General features: G+C 72.2%; 16 protein-coding genes. 10 read left to right on the plus strand and 6 right to left on the minus strand.

Annotated elements, in window-relative coordinates; genetic code table 11:
• Position 1: 1 nt before the first annotated feature.
• Positions 2–1,297, minus strand: a complete 1,296-nt coding sequence (locus tag KBX34_RS14350) for an ABC transporter substrate-binding protein (RefSeq protein ID WP_210792447.1) — start codon at positions 1,295–1,297, stop codon at positions 2–4.
• Positions 1,298–1,444: 147 nt separating this feature from the next.
• On the opposite strand from KBX34_RS14350, the gene KBX34_RS14355 reads away from it, so the two are divergent.
• From KBX34_RS14355 to KBX34_RS14390, 8 genes are all read left to right on the plus strand, one after another.
• Positions 1,445–2,203 (plus strand): SDR family oxidoreductase, encoded by a 759-nt coding sequence (locus KBX34_RS14355; RefSeq protein ID WP_307871397.1) that lies wholly within the window; start codon positions 1,445–1,447, stop codon positions 2,201–2,203.
• A 35-nt stretch (positions 2,204–2,238) separates the two neighbouring features.
• The gene (locus KBX34_RS14360; protein WP_088951310.1) at positions 2,239–2,949 is read left to right on the plus strand and encodes a FadR/GntR family transcriptional regulator; all 711 of its coding nucleotides are present in this window, start codon (positions 2,239–2,241) and stop codon (positions 2,947–2,949) included.
• Positions 2,946–4,091 carry a galactonate dehydratase gene (gene dgoD, locus KBX34_RS14365; protein ID WP_210792449.1) on the plus strand — a complete coding sequence of 382 codons (1,146 nt, stop codon included), beginning with the start codon at positions 2,946–2,948 and terminating at the stop codon, positions 4,089–4,091. The genes KBX34_RS14360 and dgoD overlap by 4 nt, the downstream gene beginning before the upstream one ends.
• Positions 4,085–4,924 carry a hypothetical protein gene (locus tag KBX34_RS14370; protein WP_210925370.1) on the plus strand — a complete coding sequence of 280 codons (840 nt, stop codon included), beginning with the start codon at positions 4,085–4,087 and terminating at the stop codon, positions 4,922–4,924. The genes dgoD and KBX34_RS14370 overlap by 7 nt, the downstream gene beginning before the upstream one ends.
• A gap of 11 nt (positions 4,925–4,935) precedes the next feature.
• Positions 4,936–5,556 carry a bifunctional 4-hydroxy-2-oxoglutarate aldolase/2-dehydro-3-deoxy-phosphogluconate aldolase gene (locus tag KBX34_RS14375; RefSeq protein WP_088951307.1) on the plus strand — a complete coding sequence of 207 codons (621 nt, stop codon included), beginning with the start codon at positions 4,936–4,938 and terminating at the stop codon, positions 5,554–5,556.
• Positions 5,553–6,494: a sugar kinase gene (locus KBX34_RS14380; protein ID WP_210925372.1), complete on the plus strand. Its 942-nt coding sequence runs from the start codon at positions 5,553–5,555 to the stop codon at positions 6,492–6,494. The genes KBX34_RS14375 and KBX34_RS14380 overlap by 4 nt, the downstream gene beginning before the upstream one ends.
• A gap of 20 nt (positions 6,495–6,514) precedes the next feature.
• Positions 6,515–7,396 carry an SMP-30/gluconolactonase/LRE family protein gene (locus KBX34_RS14385; protein WP_210925374.1) on the plus strand — a complete coding sequence of 294 codons (882 nt, stop codon included), beginning with the start codon at positions 6,515–6,517 and terminating at the stop codon, positions 7,394–7,396.
• 117 nt (positions 7,397–7,513) lie between these two features.
• The gene (locus KBX34_RS14390) at positions 7,514–8,617 is read left to right on the plus strand and encodes an L-dopachrome tautomerase-related protein (protein WP_210925376.1); all 1,104 of its coding nucleotides are present in this window, start codon (positions 7,514–7,516) and stop codon (positions 8,615–8,617) included.
• Positions 8,618–8,635: 18 nt separating this feature from the next.
• Here KBX34_RS14390 and KBX34_RS14395 read toward each other — a convergent pair whose 3' ends face one another.
• Positions 8,636–9,388 (minus strand): dienelactone hydrolase family protein, encoded by a 753-nt coding sequence (locus tag KBX34_RS14395; RefSeq protein WP_210925377.1) that lies wholly within the window; start codon positions 9,386–9,388, stop codon positions 8,636–8,638.
• Positions 9,389–9,552: 164 nt separating this feature from the next.
• On the opposite strand from KBX34_RS14395, the gene KBX34_RS14400 reads away from it, so the two are divergent.
• On the plus strand, positions 9,553–9,885 hold the full coding sequence (locus tag KBX34_RS14400; RefSeq protein WP_210925379.1) for a hypothetical protein: 333 nt from the start codon (positions 9,553–9,555) through the stop codon (positions 9,883–9,885).
• Between the two features lie 47 nt (positions 9,886–9,932).
• Positions 9,933–10,289, plus strand: coding sequence for an SAV_915 family protein (locus tag KBX34_RS14405; protein ID WP_210925381.1), 357 nt, complete (start codon positions 9,933–9,935; stop codon positions 10,287–10,289).
• Here the strand turns inward: KBX34_RS14405 and KBX34_RS14410 are convergent.
• The 4 genes from KBX34_RS14410 to kdpB all read right to left on the minus strand — a co-directional run bounded on the left by KBX34_RS14410 (position 10,277) and on the right by kdpB (position 16,652).
• Positions 10,277–10,957, minus strand: coding sequence for a response regulator (locus KBX34_RS14410; protein WP_088951300.1), 681 nt, complete (start codon positions 10,955–10,957; stop codon positions 10,277–10,279). The two genes, KBX34_RS14405 and KBX34_RS14410, sit on opposite strands and share 13 nt — an antisense overlap.
• Positions 10,954–13,503 carry a DUF4118 domain-containing protein gene (locus KBX34_RS14415; RefSeq protein ID WP_210925383.1) on the minus strand — a complete coding sequence of 850 codons (2,550 nt, stop codon included), beginning with the start codon at positions 13,501–13,503 and terminating at the stop codon, positions 10,954–10,956. The genes KBX34_RS14410 and KBX34_RS14415 overlap by 4 nt, the downstream gene beginning before the upstream one ends.
• A 72-nt stretch (positions 13,504–13,575) precedes the next feature.
• Positions 13,576–14,457, minus strand: a complete 882-nt coding sequence (locus tag KBX34_RS14420; protein WP_210925385.1) for a potassium-transporting ATPase subunit C — start codon at positions 14,455–14,457, stop codon at positions 13,576–13,578.
• Positions 14,457–16,652: a potassium-transporting ATPase subunit KdpB gene (gene kdpB / locus KBX34_RS14425; protein ID WP_210925387.1), complete on the minus strand. Its 2,196-nt coding sequence runs from the start codon at positions 16,650–16,652 to the stop codon at positions 14,457–14,459. Before kdpB ends, KBX34_RS14420 begins: the two co-directional genes overlap by 1 nt.
• Positions 16,653–16,669: the final 17 nt, after the last annotated feature.

Consider the following 16,669-nt stretch of genomic DNA (forward strand, 5'->3'; position numbering starts at 1 on the left):
GTCAGCCCTTGAAGACCTTCTCGGCGCCGGCCTGCCACTCCCGCAGGATCGCGTCGATCTGGTCCGGCTTGTCGATGAACTTGGTCAGCGCGGTGTCCGCGGTCGGCTGGAGTGCGTCACTGGAGTCGCGGTTGAAGAACTGGGTCAGCTCCTTGGCCTCGTCGAGCATCGCCTTGCCCTTGACCACCAGCGGCGAGTCGGACGCCTTGGCCCTGGGGTTGGCCGGCAGGACGATGCCGGAGCTGGCCTTGACGTACGCCTCCTGGGCCTCGACCCCGGAGAGGTAGCTGAGCAGGGCCCTGGTGCCGGTCGGGTTGGCGGTCTTCGCGCTGGCGAAGAAGCCGTCCGTCGGGGCCTCCTCGGCCAGCGGCACCGCCGGGTCGATGATCGGGAACCGGAAGAAGTCCAGGTCACCGAGGGCGTCCTTCGGTGCCGCGTCGGCGAAGAACGTGCCGATCAGGAACATGCCGGTCTTGCCGGCCAGCAGAGCGGTGGTCGCCTCCTGGAACGGGTACGCCTTGCCCTTGGGGTCGAAGTAGGGCAGGGCCTCGCGCCAGCGGGTGAAGACCGCCTTGACCTTGGGGTCGTCGAAGCGCTGCTTGCCGGCGAGCAACTCGCGGTGGAACGGCGCGCCGTTGATCCGGATGTTGAGGTAGTCGAACCAGGCCGAGGCCACCCACGGGGTGTCGCCGAGGCCGATGCCGATCGGCGGGATGCCCTTGCTCTTCAGCGTCTCGCACAGCGCCAGGAAGTCGGTCCAGGTCTTCGGCTCCTGCACGCCCCACTTGGCGAAGTTGGACTTGCGGTAGAAGAAGCCCCACCAGTAGTTGTTCATCGGCACGAAGATCTGCTTGCCGCTGGCATCGGTGGAGAGGGTGCGCAGCGACTGGGGGTAGTCGCCCAGCGACTTCCAGACGTCGGAGACGTCCAGCAGCAGGTTCTTGCTGGCGTAGTCGTTGGCGACCGAGCCCGCGTACCAGGTGTAGAGGTCCGGCGGGTTCGCCGAGGTCAGGTACGTCGGCAGCTGGGTCCGGAAGGTCTCCGAGGCGATCGTGTTGAGGCTCGCCGTGCCCTTGCCCTGCGCGTTGAAATTCTCGATCAGCTTCTCCATCGCGGCCTTGGCCTGCGGCGAGGAGAGGTTGGACTGGATGGTGACCGCGCCCGAGCCGTTGCTCGTCGTCGGCCCGCTGGCGGAGCTGGCGCACGCGCTGAGGAACGAGCTGGCGCCGAGCGCGCCCATGCCGGCGAGCCCAAGGTGACCAAGGAATCGCCGGCGACCGGGGTCGAAGTCGCTCACGGAGGTATCCCTTCCTCTACGACACGCAGCGTCACTGCGCAGTGTGTCGTCCATGTGAATGCTGTGACGAGAAGGTTGCATCGGCCGTCGCCGGCTGTCAAGATATCTTCGTAATTAATGATTAGATGAGATCAAGGTGAGGGTCAGGTGGATCAGCCTATGCGTCGGCTCGAAGGCAAGAACGCGCTGGTCACTGGCGCTATGGGCGGGATCGGTGCGGCCATCGCCCGGCGGCTCGCCGCCGAAGGTGCGGCCCTCGCGCTGCTCGACGTCCAGGATCCGACCCCGCTGGCCGACGAGCTGACCGCCGCCGGCCACCGAGCACTGTCCGTAATGGGCAGTGTCAGCGAGGAGAGCGACTGGACGGCTGCGGTGTCGGCGGCACGAGCGAGCCTCGGCCCGATCGACATCCTCGTCAGCACCGCGTACACCGTGCAGGTCGCTCCGGCGCACGAGACCAGCCGGCAGTCCTGGGACGACCAGCTCGGCGTCAGCCTCACCGGCTCGTTCCTCGGCGTCCGCGCCTGCCTGGACGACCTGCGGGCCCGCTCGGGCGCGGTGGTGCTGATCTCCTCGGTGCACGCGCTGGTCGGGCTGCCCGGCCGACCCGCGTACGCCGCGGCCAAGGGCGGCCTGGTCGCGCTCAGCCGCCAACTCGCCGTGGAGTACGGCCCACAGGTGCGGGTCAACACCGTGCTGCCCGGGCCCATCCTCACCGGCGCCTGGGCCGACGTGTCCGAAGAGGACCGGCAGCGTAGCGTCGCCGAAACCGTGGCGAAGCGCTTCGGCACGCCCGACGAGGTGGCCTCGACAGTCGCGTTCCTCGCCTCACCGGACGCCGCCTACATCACCGGCGCGAGCCTCGTGGTGGACGGTGGCTGGACAGCGGTGAAAGCCTCGGCCTGAGAGATCGATACCGACCAGCGAAAAGGCCAGGAGCATTGGCACAGTACGCACGCCGCGGCGTCCACGGGCAGACCGTCGAAGCTATCGCCCGTCGCATCCTCACCGGCGAGATCGCCGTCGGCGCGACCCTGAACATCGTCGCGTTGCAGGAGGAGTTCGGCGTCAGCCTGACCGCGCTACGCGAGGCGCTGAAGGTCCTCTCCGCGAAGGGCATCGTCGACGCCCGGCAGAAGCGCGGCACCTTCGTGCGGCCCCGCGCGGACTGGAACCTGCTCGACGGTGACGTGATCCGCTGGCAGTTCGCCGAGGGCCCCGACGAGCGCCTGCTCGAAAAGCTGCACGAGGTACGCGCCATTATCGAGCCCGCCGCCGCGCGACTGGCCGCCACCCGTGCGACCGAGGACGACCTGGCCGCCCTCGACCAGGCACTCGCCGAGATGACCGACGCCATCGGTGATCCCGCCGCCGCCATCGCCGCCGACCTCGCGTTCCACCGTGCGCTGCTCGCCGCCACCCACAACGAGCTGTTGGAGCGGATGGAGGTGGTGATGGAGACCGGGCTCGCCGAACGGGACCGGCTGGTGCACGGCGGTGACGCGCACGACGACCCGGTGCCCAGTCACCGTGCGGTCGTCGACGGGCTGCGCGAACGGGACGAGACGGCGGCCGAGACCGCCATGCGTGAGTTGCTGGACAAGGCCGTCCGCGACGTCGAGAAGGCACGGGGACGAAGGGGCAGTCAGTGAAGATCGAGCGGATCGAGACCTTCCTGGTCGCGCCACGGTGGCTGTTCTGCCGGGTGGAGACCGACGACGGGTTGGTCGGGTGGGGCGAACCGGTGGTGGAGGGGCGCGCCGAAGTGGTGCGCAGCGCCGTCGAGGTGCTCGCCGAACACCTGATCGGCGCCGATCCACTGCGCATCGAACAGCACTGGCAGGTGCTCACCAAGGGCGGCTTCTACCGGGGCGGCCCGATCCTCTCCAGCGCCGTCGCCGGCCTCGACCAGGCACTCTGGGACATCGCCGGGCAGGCGTACGGCGCGCCGGTGCACGCGCTGCTCGGCGGGCCCGTACGTGACCGGGTGCGGATCTACTCGTGGATCGGCGGGGACGAGCCGGACGAGGTGGCCGACGCCGCCGCCGCGCAGGTCGCCGCCGGTCTCACCGGCGTCAAGATGAACGCCTGCGGGCGACTCTCCCCCATCCCCACCTCTGCCGAGGTGGACGCGATCGTCGGCCGGGTCGCCGCAGCCCGCGAGGTGCTCGGCCCCGACCGGGACATCGCGCTGGACTTCCACGGCCGGGCCGGGATGGCCGCCGTACGCCGGATCCTGCCCGAGCTGGTCTCCCTGCGCCCGTTCTTCGTGGAGGAGCCGGTCCTGCCCGACCAGGCCCACCACCTACGCGACATCGTCGCCAGCACACCGATCCCGGTGGCCACCGGCGAACGGCTCTACGGCCGGTCCGAGTTCCTCGGCCCGTTGCAAGCCGGAGTCGCCGTGGTCCAGCCGGACCTGTCGCACGCGGGTGGGATCTCCGAGGTCCGCCGGATCGCCGCGCTGGCCGAGACGTACGGCGCCTTGCTCGCCCCGCACTGCCCACTCGGCCCGATCTCCCTGGCGGCGAGCCTCCAGGTGGCCTTCGCGACGCCGAACTTCCTGATCCAGGAGCAGAGCATCGGCATCCACTACAACGCCGGCTCGGAGTTGCTGGACTACCTGATCGACCCGGAGCCGTTCCGGTTCGTGGACGGGCACATCGCCCGCTTCGACCGGCCCGGCCTGGGCATCACTGTGGACGAGGCGGCGGTCCGCAAGGCCGCCCAGACCCCGCACACCTGGCGTAACCCGGTCTGGCAGCACGCCGACGGGTCGTTCGCGGAATGGTGACCGGCGCGACGCCGGTGCCGCTGCGGGTGGCGTACGACGCGGCGCACGGCGGCCGGTGGACCAGCCTGCACGGCGGCGGTCGGGAATGGCTGTGGCGCGGCCCGGAGCCCGGCCGCCACGAGGTACGCCCCGACGACGCGTTCGTCGACGCCGGCGGCCTGGAGGAGTGCCTGCCCACAGTGCGCGGTCGACCCGACCACGGCGAGGTGTGGTCGCGGCCGTGGCACAGCGCCGGCCCCGACACGCTGGTGATCCAGCGGCCGACGTTCACACTGAGCCGCCGGATCGCCGACGAAGGGGGCGTGGTGGTGGCCGACTACCGACTGTCCGCCGACCCCGGTCACCGGTTCGTCTGGGCCGCGCACGCCCTGCTCGACCTGTCCCCCGCAGCCCGCCTCGACGCACCTGCCGGCACGCCGACCCGACTGCATCCGGAGGCCGCCGCGTTCCTGCCGTCGGGCACCTGGCCCACCGAGGCCCCGTGGGTCACCGGGGTGTGGCCGGCCCCCGCCGGGCTGACGCTGGACACCTTCGGCCCGGATGACGGGACGGCGCTCGGCGCGGTGCTGCTCGACTGCCCCCGGGTCCAGGTGATCGACGGCCCCGACCGGCTGACCCTGGAGCTGGAGTGCGTTGACCAGCCCCGCAGCACCGCGCTCTGGCGCAACCTGGGCGGCTGGCCGGCCAACGGCCCCTACCGCAGCGTCGGGGTCGAACCGATGCTCGGCGCCGCCTTCGACCTGGCCGACGCCGGCCCGTCCGACGCGGCGGTGGTTCCCGCCGCCGGTGAGGTCGCCTGGCGACTCACCATCTCCGCCCACCGCACCCCCTGAGGACATCCGCGATGAACCTGCTCGACGAGTTGCGTACCCACCGGCTGCTGGCCATCGTGCGCGGCCCCGACCCGGCGGCGGCGCTGACCGCCGTGCTCACCCTGGCCGAGAGCGGCGTCGCACTGGTCGAGGTCTCGCTCACCAGCGCCGACGCGCTGGACGTCATCCGACGTGCCCGGGCCGCCCTCGGGCCTGACTACGCCCTGGGCGCGGGCACCGTGCTCAGCGCCGAGGACGCCCGCGCGGCGGCCGACGCGGGCGCCGCCTTCCTGGTCACCCCGGCGATCTCCGCCAGCCTCGCCGAAGGTGGCCGGCTCGGGTTGCCGGTGCTCGCCGGCGCGCTCACCCCCACCGAGGTGGTGCAGGCCAGCAGCGGCGGGGCCGCCGCGGTCAAGCTCTTCCCGGCCTCCCTGGGTGGGCCCGACTACCTCGGCGCGCTGCGTGACCCGTTCCCCGGCACCGCGTTCGTACCGGTCGGTGGGGTCGACGCGGACGGCGCGCGACAGTACCTGGACCGGGGCGCGGTCGCGGTCGGCGTCGGCTCCCCGCTGCTCGGTGACGCCGTTCGCGGCGGCGACCCGACGGCGCTGCGCGAGCGCGCCGAGACCTTCCTCGCGGCGGTCCGGCGATGACCGACCTGCTCACGCTCGGCGAGACGATGGCGGCCTTCCGCACCACCGGGCCGCTGCGACTGGGCGGCACCGCCGGGATCTCCATCGCCGGTTCCGAGTCGACGGTGGCGATCGGGTTGGCTCGGCTCGGCCACCAGGCCGCCTGGATCGGGGTCACCGGCGCCGACGAGCCCGGCGAACTGGTCCGCCGCACGCTGCGCGCCGAGGGTGTCGACCTGCGCTGGTCCCGGGTCGACCCGACCGCTCCGACCGGCCTGATCCTCTTCGAGAACCGGGTCGCCGACATCAACCGGGTCACCTACCACCGCGCCGGCTCCGCCGGCTCCCGGCTGGGCCCGGCCGACGTGACACCGGCCTTCGACGCGCCCGGGCCTCCACCCCGGCTGCTGCACGTCACCGGCATCACCTGCGCGCTCGGCGTCGAGCCGTACCAGGCCGTGGTGGAGGCCGTCCGGCGCGCCCGCGTCGCCGGCAGCACGATCTGCCTGGACGTCAACCACCGCAACCGGCTCTGGTCGGTCGCCGAGGCAGCCGACGCGCTGCGCCCGCTGCTGCCCTCGATCGACCTGGTGGTCGCCTCCGACGACGAGCTGGCGGTGCTGACCGACGCGACCGACCCGGTCCCGGCGCTACTCTCGGCCGGCGTCACCGAGGTCGTGGTCAAGCACGGTGCCGGCGGAGCGACCAGCCACAGCGCGACCGGCGTCGTGCACCGTCCAGCCCGGACGGTGCCGGTGGTGGACACCGTCGGCGCGGGCGACGCCTTCGTCGCCGGGCTGCTCTCCGGCTGGCTCGACGGCGCCGACGTCCCGGGCCGGCTGGACCGGGCGGTCACCACCGGGGCGTTCGCGGTGGCCACCCGGGGCGACTGGGAGGGCCTGCCCGACCGTGCCGAGCTGGCGCTGCTCGACCATGGCCCCGGCGGTACCGTCCGCTGACGATCCTTTGGAGGAGCACCATGGAGCTGACCGAGCCGACCATCTGGAGCACCGACCGGTTGGAGCTCGGCGAGGGGCTGCGCTGGGTCGACGACCGGCTGGTCCTGGTCGACCTGCTGGCCGGGCGACTGCTGGAGACCGACGGCGACGCCCCGACCCCGCTGCGGGAGCTGCGCCGCCTGGATGTCCCGCTCGGCGCGGTCGCCCCGGTGACCGGCCGACCCGGCGACTGGCTGGCCGCCGCCGGGACCGGCATCACAGTGCTCACCGCCGCCGGCGACCCCCGACCGGTCGCCGACCTGGTCGGTGACGCACCCGAGCCGACCCGGATGAACGACGCGGTCGCCGACCCGCACGGCCGCTTCTGGGCCGGCAGCATGACGTACGCCGCGGTGCCCGGCGGAGGCACGTTGTTCCGCCTCACCCCGGGCAGCGAGCCGGTGCCCGCGGTGACCGGGTTGACCATCCCGAACGGGCCGGCCTTCGACGCCGCCGGCACCACCATGTACCTGGCCGACACGCCGCTTGGCGCCATCGACCGGTTCACCGTCGACCCCGAGACCGGGGCCCTGCACGGGCGGGAGCCGTTCCTGCGGATCTCCTCCGCCGACGGCGGGCCCGACGGCATGACCGTGGACGCGGCCGGCCATCTCTGGATCGCGCTGTGGGGTGGTTCCGCGGTACGCCGCTACCGTCCCGACGGCACCCTCGACCGGGAGATCCGGCTACCGGCGAAGCAGCCGGCCGGCATCTGCCTGGGCGGCCCCGACCTGCGCCGACTCTTCGTCGGCACCGCCCGCGTGGGGCTGGACACCGCCGGCCCGGCGGACGGCGCGCTGCTCGCGGTGGACGTCGAGGTCCCCGGCCTGCCCGCCGCGGGCGCCACCGCGCCCCCGAGCTGACCGCAGGCACAGCTGGCCGCAGGCATATCGGACGCCGGGGCGGGAATAGTCCCGCCGAAGCGGGACAACGGGCCGACTGGCAGGGGGCGGGACGATGAGCACCATGGGGCGGGAGTCGTGAACGGGCCGGTCGGCGACGAGCCGGTCGGCGAGTTGGAGCTGGTGCACGCCTTCACCGGCCCCATGCCGACCGGCGTGAGCGTCTCGCACCAGGGCCGGATCTTCGTCAACTTCCCCAAGTGGGGCGACGAGGTGCCGGCCACGGTCGTCGAGCTGCGCGACGGCCAGGAGGTGCCCTACCCCGACCAGCAGTGGAACGACCCGTCCGGCGACGACGACGCGGGCGCGTTCGTGTCGGTGCAGAGCATCGTGGTCGACCCGGCCGACCGGCTCTGGGTGCTGGACACCGGCAGCCCGATGTTCCAGCCCACGAAACCGGGCGGCCCGAAGCTGGTCCGCGTCGACCTGGACACCGACACGGTGGCCCAGGTGATCACCTTCCCGACGGACGTGGCGCTGCCGACGACGTACCTCAACGACGTCCGCTTCGACCTGCGGCGGGGCGAGGCGGGGATCGCGTACATCACCGACTCGGCGGACTCCGGCCCGAACGGGATCATCGTGGTGGACCTGGCCAGCGGTGCGTCCTGGCGACGGCTGCACGACCACCCGTCCACCAAGGCGGAGCCGCTGACGTCGTTCCGCCCGGTGGTCGAGGGCCGACCGTTCCTCGAACGCCCGGCGGACGGCCCACCGAAGCCGGTGAGCATGGGCTCCGACGGCATCGCCATCTCCGCCGACGGCACCCGGCTCTACTACTGCCCGTTGGCATCCCGGCGCCTGCACAGCGTGTCCACCGAGGCGCTGGCCGACCCGGGCGTCACCCAGGAGGCGGTCGCGGAGACAGTCGTCGACGAGGGCGACCGGGGCACCGCCTCGGACGGGTTGGAGAGCGACGATGCGGGGCGGCTCTACCTGACCTCGTACGAGCACAACGCGGTGCTGCGTCGACTGCCCGACGGCGAGTACGAGACCCTGGTCCACGATCCGCGGCTGCTCTGGCCGGACACCATGTCGGTGGCAACCGACGGGTACCTCTACGTCACCGCCAACCAACTGCACCGCCAGCCGCAGTACCAGCGGGGCCAGGACCTCCGGCGCAAGCCGTACGCGCTGTTCCGCACCCGCATCGACGCCGGCCCGGTGCTGCTGCGCCGCTGACCCGGGCCGGCGAGCTCGTCAGCTCGCGGGCAGGGTGCGGTCCAGGAGGTCGAACAGGGCGGCCCAGTGACGCTCGGTGGCCTTCTCGTCGTACATCGGGGTGTCGGCCATGGTGAAGCCGTGGTGGGCGCCCTCGTACACCTCGGAGCGGTAGCGCACGCCGGCGGCGTCGAGCGCCTGCTCCAGCGTGGCGATCTGCTCGGGCGTCATCGACTGGTCGGCGTCGGCGTGCCCGAAGTACACCTCGCCGGTGATCGAGCCGACGCCCCGGTGCGGGCTGTCCGGCGCGTCGGTGACGAGGTGCCCGCCGTGGAAGCTGGCGACGGCCGCGATGCGGTCGGGGTGCGCCTCGATGGCCCGCAGCGCGTTGGTGCCGCCCAGGCAGTAGCCGGTGATCGCGACCGGGCCCGGCCGGACGTCGTCGCGGGCGGCCAGGAAGTCCAGGTACGCGGCGGTGTCCCGGCTGATCGCCTCGGGGGTCAGCGCCTGGGCCAGCGGCGCGATCTTCGCGAAGAGCGCACCGCGCTGGTCGGCCTCACCGAGCCGGGAAAGGTCGAACATCGGTGCCCGGCCGCCCCGGTAGAACAGGTGGGGCGTCAGCACCAGGTAGCCGCGCTCGGCGATCCGCTCCGCCATCTCCACCAGGCGCGGACGCGGCCCGAAGGCATCCATGAAGAGCAGGACCGCCGGGAACGGGCCGTCCCCGTCGGGCCGGATGAGGGACGCGTCCGCCACTCCGTCACTGGTCGGGATGTCCACCGTCGTCTGCACAGGAGCCTCCTCGTACGCCGATCTTGGTCCGTCCGGAACGCTACTCCCCGTGTCTGTGAGGCGGCCTGGCAGCCGCGTGAACGCGGCGTCAAGAATTGGCGGTGACCCGTCGAAAGCGCGTATCGACGGGCGCTCCACCGCCGTCGGGTGGTGACGATGGGTCCATGACGACCAGTGCGGAAGAGCCGGTACGGCGGCACGAGGCGCTGGTCAGCGTCCGGCTCGGCCCGTCCGCGCCCGGCAGTCACCTGGTGGAGTACCTGCGGCACGAGCCCTGCGCCGTCGACGCGTGGTGGATCGCCGCCGACGTCGACGCCGTGGTGCGGCTCTCCGCCGACAGCATGACGGTGCTGCACCGCGCCGTGGCCGACCTGCGCCGCCGTGCCGGGGTGGAGGTCGCCGTGGCCAACTACATCCTCCGCGCGCTCGACCTGACCACGCCCGCGGACGCGCGTACCGGGAAGGACGCCCCGGCGTGGGCGGTGTCCGCCGCGTGAGCCGCCCCGCCGACGACCGCTTCCCTTCGGAAAGGACCAACCCGACCATGGACGAGGCCCCGATAATTTACGCCGTTCCGGTGCGCGATCTGCCGGGGCGGCTGGGGGTGCGGACGGTGCGGACCGGCTGTTCGCCACAGGGGCAACGGGTGGGCATCGCCTTCACCCGCCCCGAGCTGCTGGTCACCGCAATGGGTGCCGACCAGCAGTGGGAGGAGTTGTGCGAGTCGGCGCTGCGCGGCATGCTGCGCCCTCTCGGTATCGACGTGATCCAGGTCGACCCGCTGCTGGTGGCGCCGCCGCTGGATCCGAAGACCGCCGCCCGTCCGATCGGTGTCCGGATGGTCACCCCGCCTGAGTACGCGATGTCCACGGGCGGGTTTCACCGGGGTCAGGGGCGGTAGCGGTAGCCCATTCCCGGCTCGGTGATGAGGTGGCGGGGGCGGGCCGGGTCGTCCTCCAGCTTGCGCCGCAGCTGGGCCAGGTACTGACGCAGGTAGTTGGTTTCGTTCTGGTATTCCGGGCCCCACACGTCCTGGAGGAGCTGACGCTGACTGACCAGTTTGCCGGGGTGACGCAGCAGCTTCTCCAGCACGCTCCACTGGATCGGGGTCAATTTGACCTCGGTGCCGTCGTCGCGCCGCACACTGTGGTCGGCCAGGTCGACGGTGTGCTGGCCGATCCGCAACGCCGGCACCGCCTCGCTGGGCCCGCCGAGACGACGGGTGACGGCACGGATGCGGGCCAGCAGCTCCTCCACCCCGAACGGCTTCGTGACGTAGTCGTCGGCGCCGGCGTCGAGCGCCGCGACCTTGTCCTCGCTGCCGGCCCGGCCGGAGAGCACGATGATCGGCACGGCGGTCCATCCGCGCAGGCCGCGGATCACCTCCACCCCGTCGATGTCGGGCAGACCGAGATCCAGCACCACCAGGTCGGGCGGGTGGCTGGCGGCGGCCTTCAACGCGGCGGCGCCGGTCGCGGCGACGTCCACGTCGTACCGGCGGGCCCGCAGGTTGATCCGCAGGGCGCGCAGGATCTGCGGTTCGTCGTCGACGACCAGGATGCGCGTCATTCCTGCGACCCCTCCGAGCTGGTCGGCGCGGCGGGCAACCGCAGCACCATGGTGAGCCCACCGCCGGGCGTGGTCTCCGGGGTGATGCTGCCACCCATCGCCTCGGCCAACCCCCGGGACAGGGCAAGCCCGAGACCGACACCGGTCTGGTTGTCCCGGTCGCCGAGGCGTTGGAACGGCAGGAAGACGTGCTCCCACTGGTCCTCCGGGATGCCCGGCCCCCGGTCGATCACCCGCAGCTCCACCTGGCCGGCGTGCGCGCTGGCGGTGATCGTGGGCGGCTGGTCCGGTGGGCTGTAGCGCAGCGCGTTGGCGACGATGTTGACCAGCACCCGTTCCAGCAGGCCCGGGTCGGCGGTGGCGGCCGGCAGGTCGGCCGGGATGTCCGTGCCGACCGTCGCGGCCGCCGGGCCAAGTTCGTCCAACGCCAGGGGTACGGCGTCCTCCAGGCCGATCGCCGTGGCCGTGATGCCGAGGACGCCGGCCTGGAGCCGGCTCATGTCCAGCAGGTTGCCGACCAGCCGGGCGAGCCGGTCCAGCGACTCCTCGGCGGTCTCCAGCAACTCCTCACGGTCGGACTCGTCGAACTCGATGTCGTGGCTGCGCAGGCTTGTCACCGCCGCCTTCGCCGACGCCAGCGGCGTACGCAGGTCGTGGCTGACCGCGGCGAGCAGCGCGGTGCGCATCCGGTCCGCGGCGGCCAGCGGCCGGGCGGTGGCGGCCTCCTCGGCGAGCCGTTCCTGGCGCAGCGCGACGGCCGCCTGGGCGGCGAACGCCTCGACGATGCGCCGGTCGGCAGCCTCCAACCGTCGGCCACAGAGCACGACGGTGATCCGGTCGTCGACCGGCACCGTCGTCTCACCGCCTTCGGGTGTGCAGGGCGGGCTCTCGCCGACGCTGGCCACGACACACCAGGCGTGCTCCTCGCGGGCCCGTTCGGGGCGCCCGCTGGCGTCCTCGGCCAGCTCCAGGACGCTCACGGCGCGCAGCCCGAAGGTTTCCCGGAGCTGTTCCAGCAGTGCGGGAAGTGGGCGTTCGCCGCGCAGCACGCCACCGGCGAGGGCGGCGAGGGTCTGCGCGTCGGCGGCGGCGCGGGCGGCCTCCCGGGTGCGCCGGGCGGCCACGTCGACGACCCAGCTCACCGCCAGCGCCACGGCGACGAAGACGGCCAGGGCGAGCAGGTTGTCGGCCTCGGCGATGGTCAACGTGCGGTAGGGCGGTGTGAAGAACCAGTTGAGCAGCAGCGAGCCGCCGAGCGCGGCGACCAGGGCCGGCCACACCCCACCGACCAGCGCGACACCGACGACCCCGGCGAGGAACAGCAGGATGTCGTTGGTCAGCGTCAGGTCGGGCAGTGTCCTCAGCAGCAGGGTGAGCAGCGGCATCCCCAGCGCGGCCAGACCGAAGCCGAGCAGCCGTCGACGCCGGGACAGCGCCGCCGGCACGGCCATGGCTCGACGGCCCTTGCCGGCCTGCTTGTGGGTGACCAGGTGCACGTCGATCGACCCGGACAGCGCTGTGGTGGTCACCCCGACGCCCCGGGCGAAGATCTGCGCGAGGCGACCCCGCCGGCTGGCGCCGAGCACCAGCTGGGTGGCGTTCACGCCCTGGGCGAAGTCCAGCAGAGCGGCCGGCACGTCGGTGCCGAGCACCTGGTGGTACGTGCCGCCCAGACTCTCCACGAGCACCCGCTGACGGGCCAGTTGGGCCGGGTCGGCGCCGGCCAGGCCGTCGCTGCGGGCCACGTGCACGGCGAGCAGGTCGGCGCCCTTGCTGCGGGCCGCGACCCGGGCCGCCCGCCGGATCAGCGTCTCACCCTCCGGGCCACCGGTCAGTGCCACCACGACCCGTTCCCGGGCCTCCCAGGTGGCGGCGATGCCCTGCTGGCTGCGGTAGCGGTCGAGCTGCTCGTCGACCTTGTCGGCCAGCCAGATCAGCGCCAGTTCGCGCAGCGCGGTGAGGTTGCCGACCCGGAAGTAGTTGCCCAGCGCGGCGTCGATCTTGTCGGGTCGGTAGATGTTGCCGTGCGCCATCCGCCGACGCAGCGCCTCGGGGGTCATGTCGACCAGCTCGACCTGTTCGGCGGCGCGGACGATCTCGTCCGGCACGGTCTCCCGCTGGGTGGTGCCGGTGATCTGCGCGACGACGTCGTTGACCGACTCCAGGTGCTGCACGTTGACCGTGGACAGCACGTCGATCCCCGCGTCGAGCAGCTCCTGGATGTCCTGCCAGCGCTTGTCGTGCCGGGAACTGGGCACGTTGGTGTGCGCCAACTCGTCGACCACAGCGATCTCCGGCCGGCGGGCCAGCACCGCGTCGAGGTCCATCTCGGTGAACTCGACGCCCCGGTACTCCATCGTGCGGCGGGGCACCTGCTCCAGGTCGGCGAGCATCGCGGCGGTGTGCTGGCGACCGTGGGTCTCCACGAAGCCGATCACCACGTCGGTGCCGCGCGCTGCCCGCCGCTGGGCCTCCTCCAACATGGCGTACGTCTTACCGACGCCGGGGGCGGCCCCGAGATAGATGCGCAGTTCTCCGCGTGGCACGGGGACCATCCTCCCTGGTCAGATCGGCGGGCGGGGCCGTGCCCGGTTGGCACGGCCCCGCCCAGAGTGTGCTCAGCGTGCGGCGAACTGCTTGTCGAGGGCGATGTTGAGCTCCAACACGTTGACCCCGGGCTCGCCCATGAAGCCGAGCCCGCGCCCGCCGGTGTGCTCCTTGACCAGCTTGCGGACCGCCGCCGGGTCCGCGCCACGCTCGCGCGCGACCCGGTTCACCTGCAACTCGGCGTACGCCGGGCTGATCTGCGGGTCGAGACCGCTGCCGCTGGCGGTGACCGCGTCGGCGGGCACTGCCGGCTCGGCGGGCGCGTCGCCGCGGATCGGGGTGACCACCCCGCCTGCGGCCACGTAGTCCTCGCCGGGCTGGGCCGGCTCCACAGCGACACCCTCGTACTCGGTGACGAACGGGGTGGCCGGGGCCGCCTGGTTGACGCTGACCACCCGGGTGACCTGGCCGGTCAGACCGTCGGCGCGGAAGACCGCAAGCACGGCGCCCACCCCGTCGTCGGTGCAGTAGGGGCGCCGGCCGTCGACGCCGTTGAGTTCACCGACGGACTTGCTGCGCCCGCACACCTGGGTGAGCAGGCTCTCGCTGGACTCCTCCGGGTCGGTGGCGATGGTGTCGACCACGCTCTCCGGCCCCAGGTTGCTGGCCGAGGTGGACGTCGGGTCGTAGCCGTCGCCAGCGGCGGACGGGCGGGACTGGAAATAACGGGCGACGGGGTTGCCGTCCGCGTCGGTGAAGGACTGGCCGATCAGCGCGCTGCCGACGGTGTCCCCGCCCACGGTGATCAGCGAGCCGTCGGCCTTGTGGTTGAGGCCGGGCAGCTGACCGAGCGCCACCAGGGCCAGCGGGTAGACCAGGCCGAGCAGCACCGTGAAGACGAGTACGGCGCGCAGCGCGGCGAGGTGTTGGGCGATCCAGGTCGGTAGGCGCATCACGAAATCCCCGGGATGAACTGGATGAGCAGGTCGATGAGTTTGATCCCGATGAACGGCACGATGATGCCGCCCAGCCCGTAGACCAGCAGGTTGCGGCTGAGCAGCTTCGACGCGGCCGCCGGCCGGTACCGCACGCCCCGCAGGGCGAGTGGGATCAGCGCGATGATCACCAGGGCGTTGAAGATGACCGCGGACAGGATCGCCGACTCCGGGCTGGACAGCCGCATGATGTTCAGCGCGTCCAGGCTCGGGTAGAGGCCGGCGAACATGGCCGGGATGATCGCGAAGTACTTCGCGATGTCGTTGGCGATGCTGAACGTGGTCAGCGCGCCACGGGTGATCAGCAACTGCTTGCCGATCTCCACGATCTCGATCAGTTTGGTCGGGTCGGAGTCGAGGTCGACCATGTTGCCGGCCTCCTTGGCGGCCGACGTACCGGTGTTCATCGCCACCCCGACGTCCGCCTGGGCGAGCGCCGGCGCGTCGTTGGTGCCGTCACCGGTCATCGCGACCAGCCGGCCGCCCTCCTGCTCCCGCTTGATCAGCGCGAGCTTGTCCTCAGGCGTCGCCTCGGCCAGGAAGTCGTCCACCCCGGCCTCGTCGGCGATGGCCTTCGCGGTGCGCGGGTTGTCACCGGTGATCATCACGGTCCGGATGCCCATCCGGCGCATCTCGTCGAACCGCTCGCGCATGCCGGACTTGACGACGTCCTTGAGGTGGATGACGCCCAGGGCGCGGGCGGGTTCACCGTCGACGTGCTCGGCGACCACCAGCGGGGTGCCGCCGGTGCCGCTGATCGCGTCCACGATCTCGCCGACCTGTTCGGTCGGGTGACCGCCGTTCTCCCGTACCCACTTCATCACAGCGGCGGCTGCACCCTTGCGGACCCGGCGGGCCGTGCCCACCGCGCCGCCGTCCACGCTGGCGTCCGGGGTCAGGTCGACGCCGCTCATCCGGGTCTGCGCGGTGAACGGCACGAACGTGGCGTGCGGCATCACGCCGGGCTCCCGCTCGCGCAGCCCGAACTCGTTCTTCGCCAGTACGACTACGGAGCGCCCCTCCGGGGTCTCGTCGGCCAGGCTGGACAGCTGCGCGGCGTCGGCCACGGTCGCGGCCGTGACGCCCTCGACTGGTACGAACTCGGCGGCCTGCCGGTTGCCCAGCGTGATGGTGCCGGTCTTGTCCAGCAGCAGGGTGTTGACGTCACCGGCCGCCTCGACGGCCCGGCCACTCATGGCGAGGACGTTGCGCTGCACCAGCCGGTCCATGCCGGCGATGCCGATGGCGGAGAGCAGCGCGCCGATGGTGGTCGGGATCAGGCAGACCAGCAGCGAGACCAGCACCACCCCGGTGACACCGGAACCGGTGATCGCCCCGCTGTCCGGCGCGGCCGCCTGGTACGCCTTGGAGAAGATCGCCAGCGGCTGGAGGGTCACCACGGCCAGCAGGAAGATGACCGTGAGCGCGGCGAGCAGGATGTTCAGCGCGATCTCGTTCGGCGTCTTCTGCCGGTTGGCGCCCTCGACCAGGGCGATCATCCGGTCGATGAAGCTCTCCCCCGGCTTCTGGGTGATCTTCACGATGATCTGGTCGGAGAGCACCTTGGTGCCACCGGTGACCGCGCTGCGGTCACCACCGGACTCCCGGATGACCGGGGCTGACTCGCCGGTGATTGCCGACTCGTCGACGCTGGCGATGCCCTCGACGATGTCGCCGTCACCAGGGATGATGCCGCCCGCCTCGATGAGCACGATGTCGCCCTGACGCAGCGCGGGCGCGGGCACCGCCTCGTCGCGGTAGGTGTTGGCCCGTGCGCCGGGCTTCCAGTCGATCAACCTCGTGGCGATGGTGTCCTGCTTGGCCTGCCGCAGCGCGGCGGCCTGGGCCTTGCCCCGGCCCTCGGCGACCGCCTCGGCGAGGTTGGCGAAGACCACGGTCAGCCACAGCCAGATGGTGATCGCCCAGGCGAACACCGACGGGTCGATCACCGCCAGGACCGTGGTGAAGGCCGCGCCGACCTCGACGATCAGCATCACCGGGTTGCGCCACAGCGTGGTCGGGTTGAGCTTGCGTACGGCGTCCGGGAGGGACCGGACGAGCTGCTTGGGGTCGAGCAGGCCCCCGCCGATCCGGTTGCCCTGGGTGGCGGGCGTGCCGGGGAGTTGCTCTGTCGGGGCGGACGTGATGGACATGTCCTCGTTCCTCATGA

This window comes from Micromonospora sp. M61, assembly GCF_018070245.1.
GTDB lineage: Bacteria > Actinomycetota > Actinomycetes > Mycobacteriales > Micromonosporaceae > Micromonospora > Micromonospora zamorensis.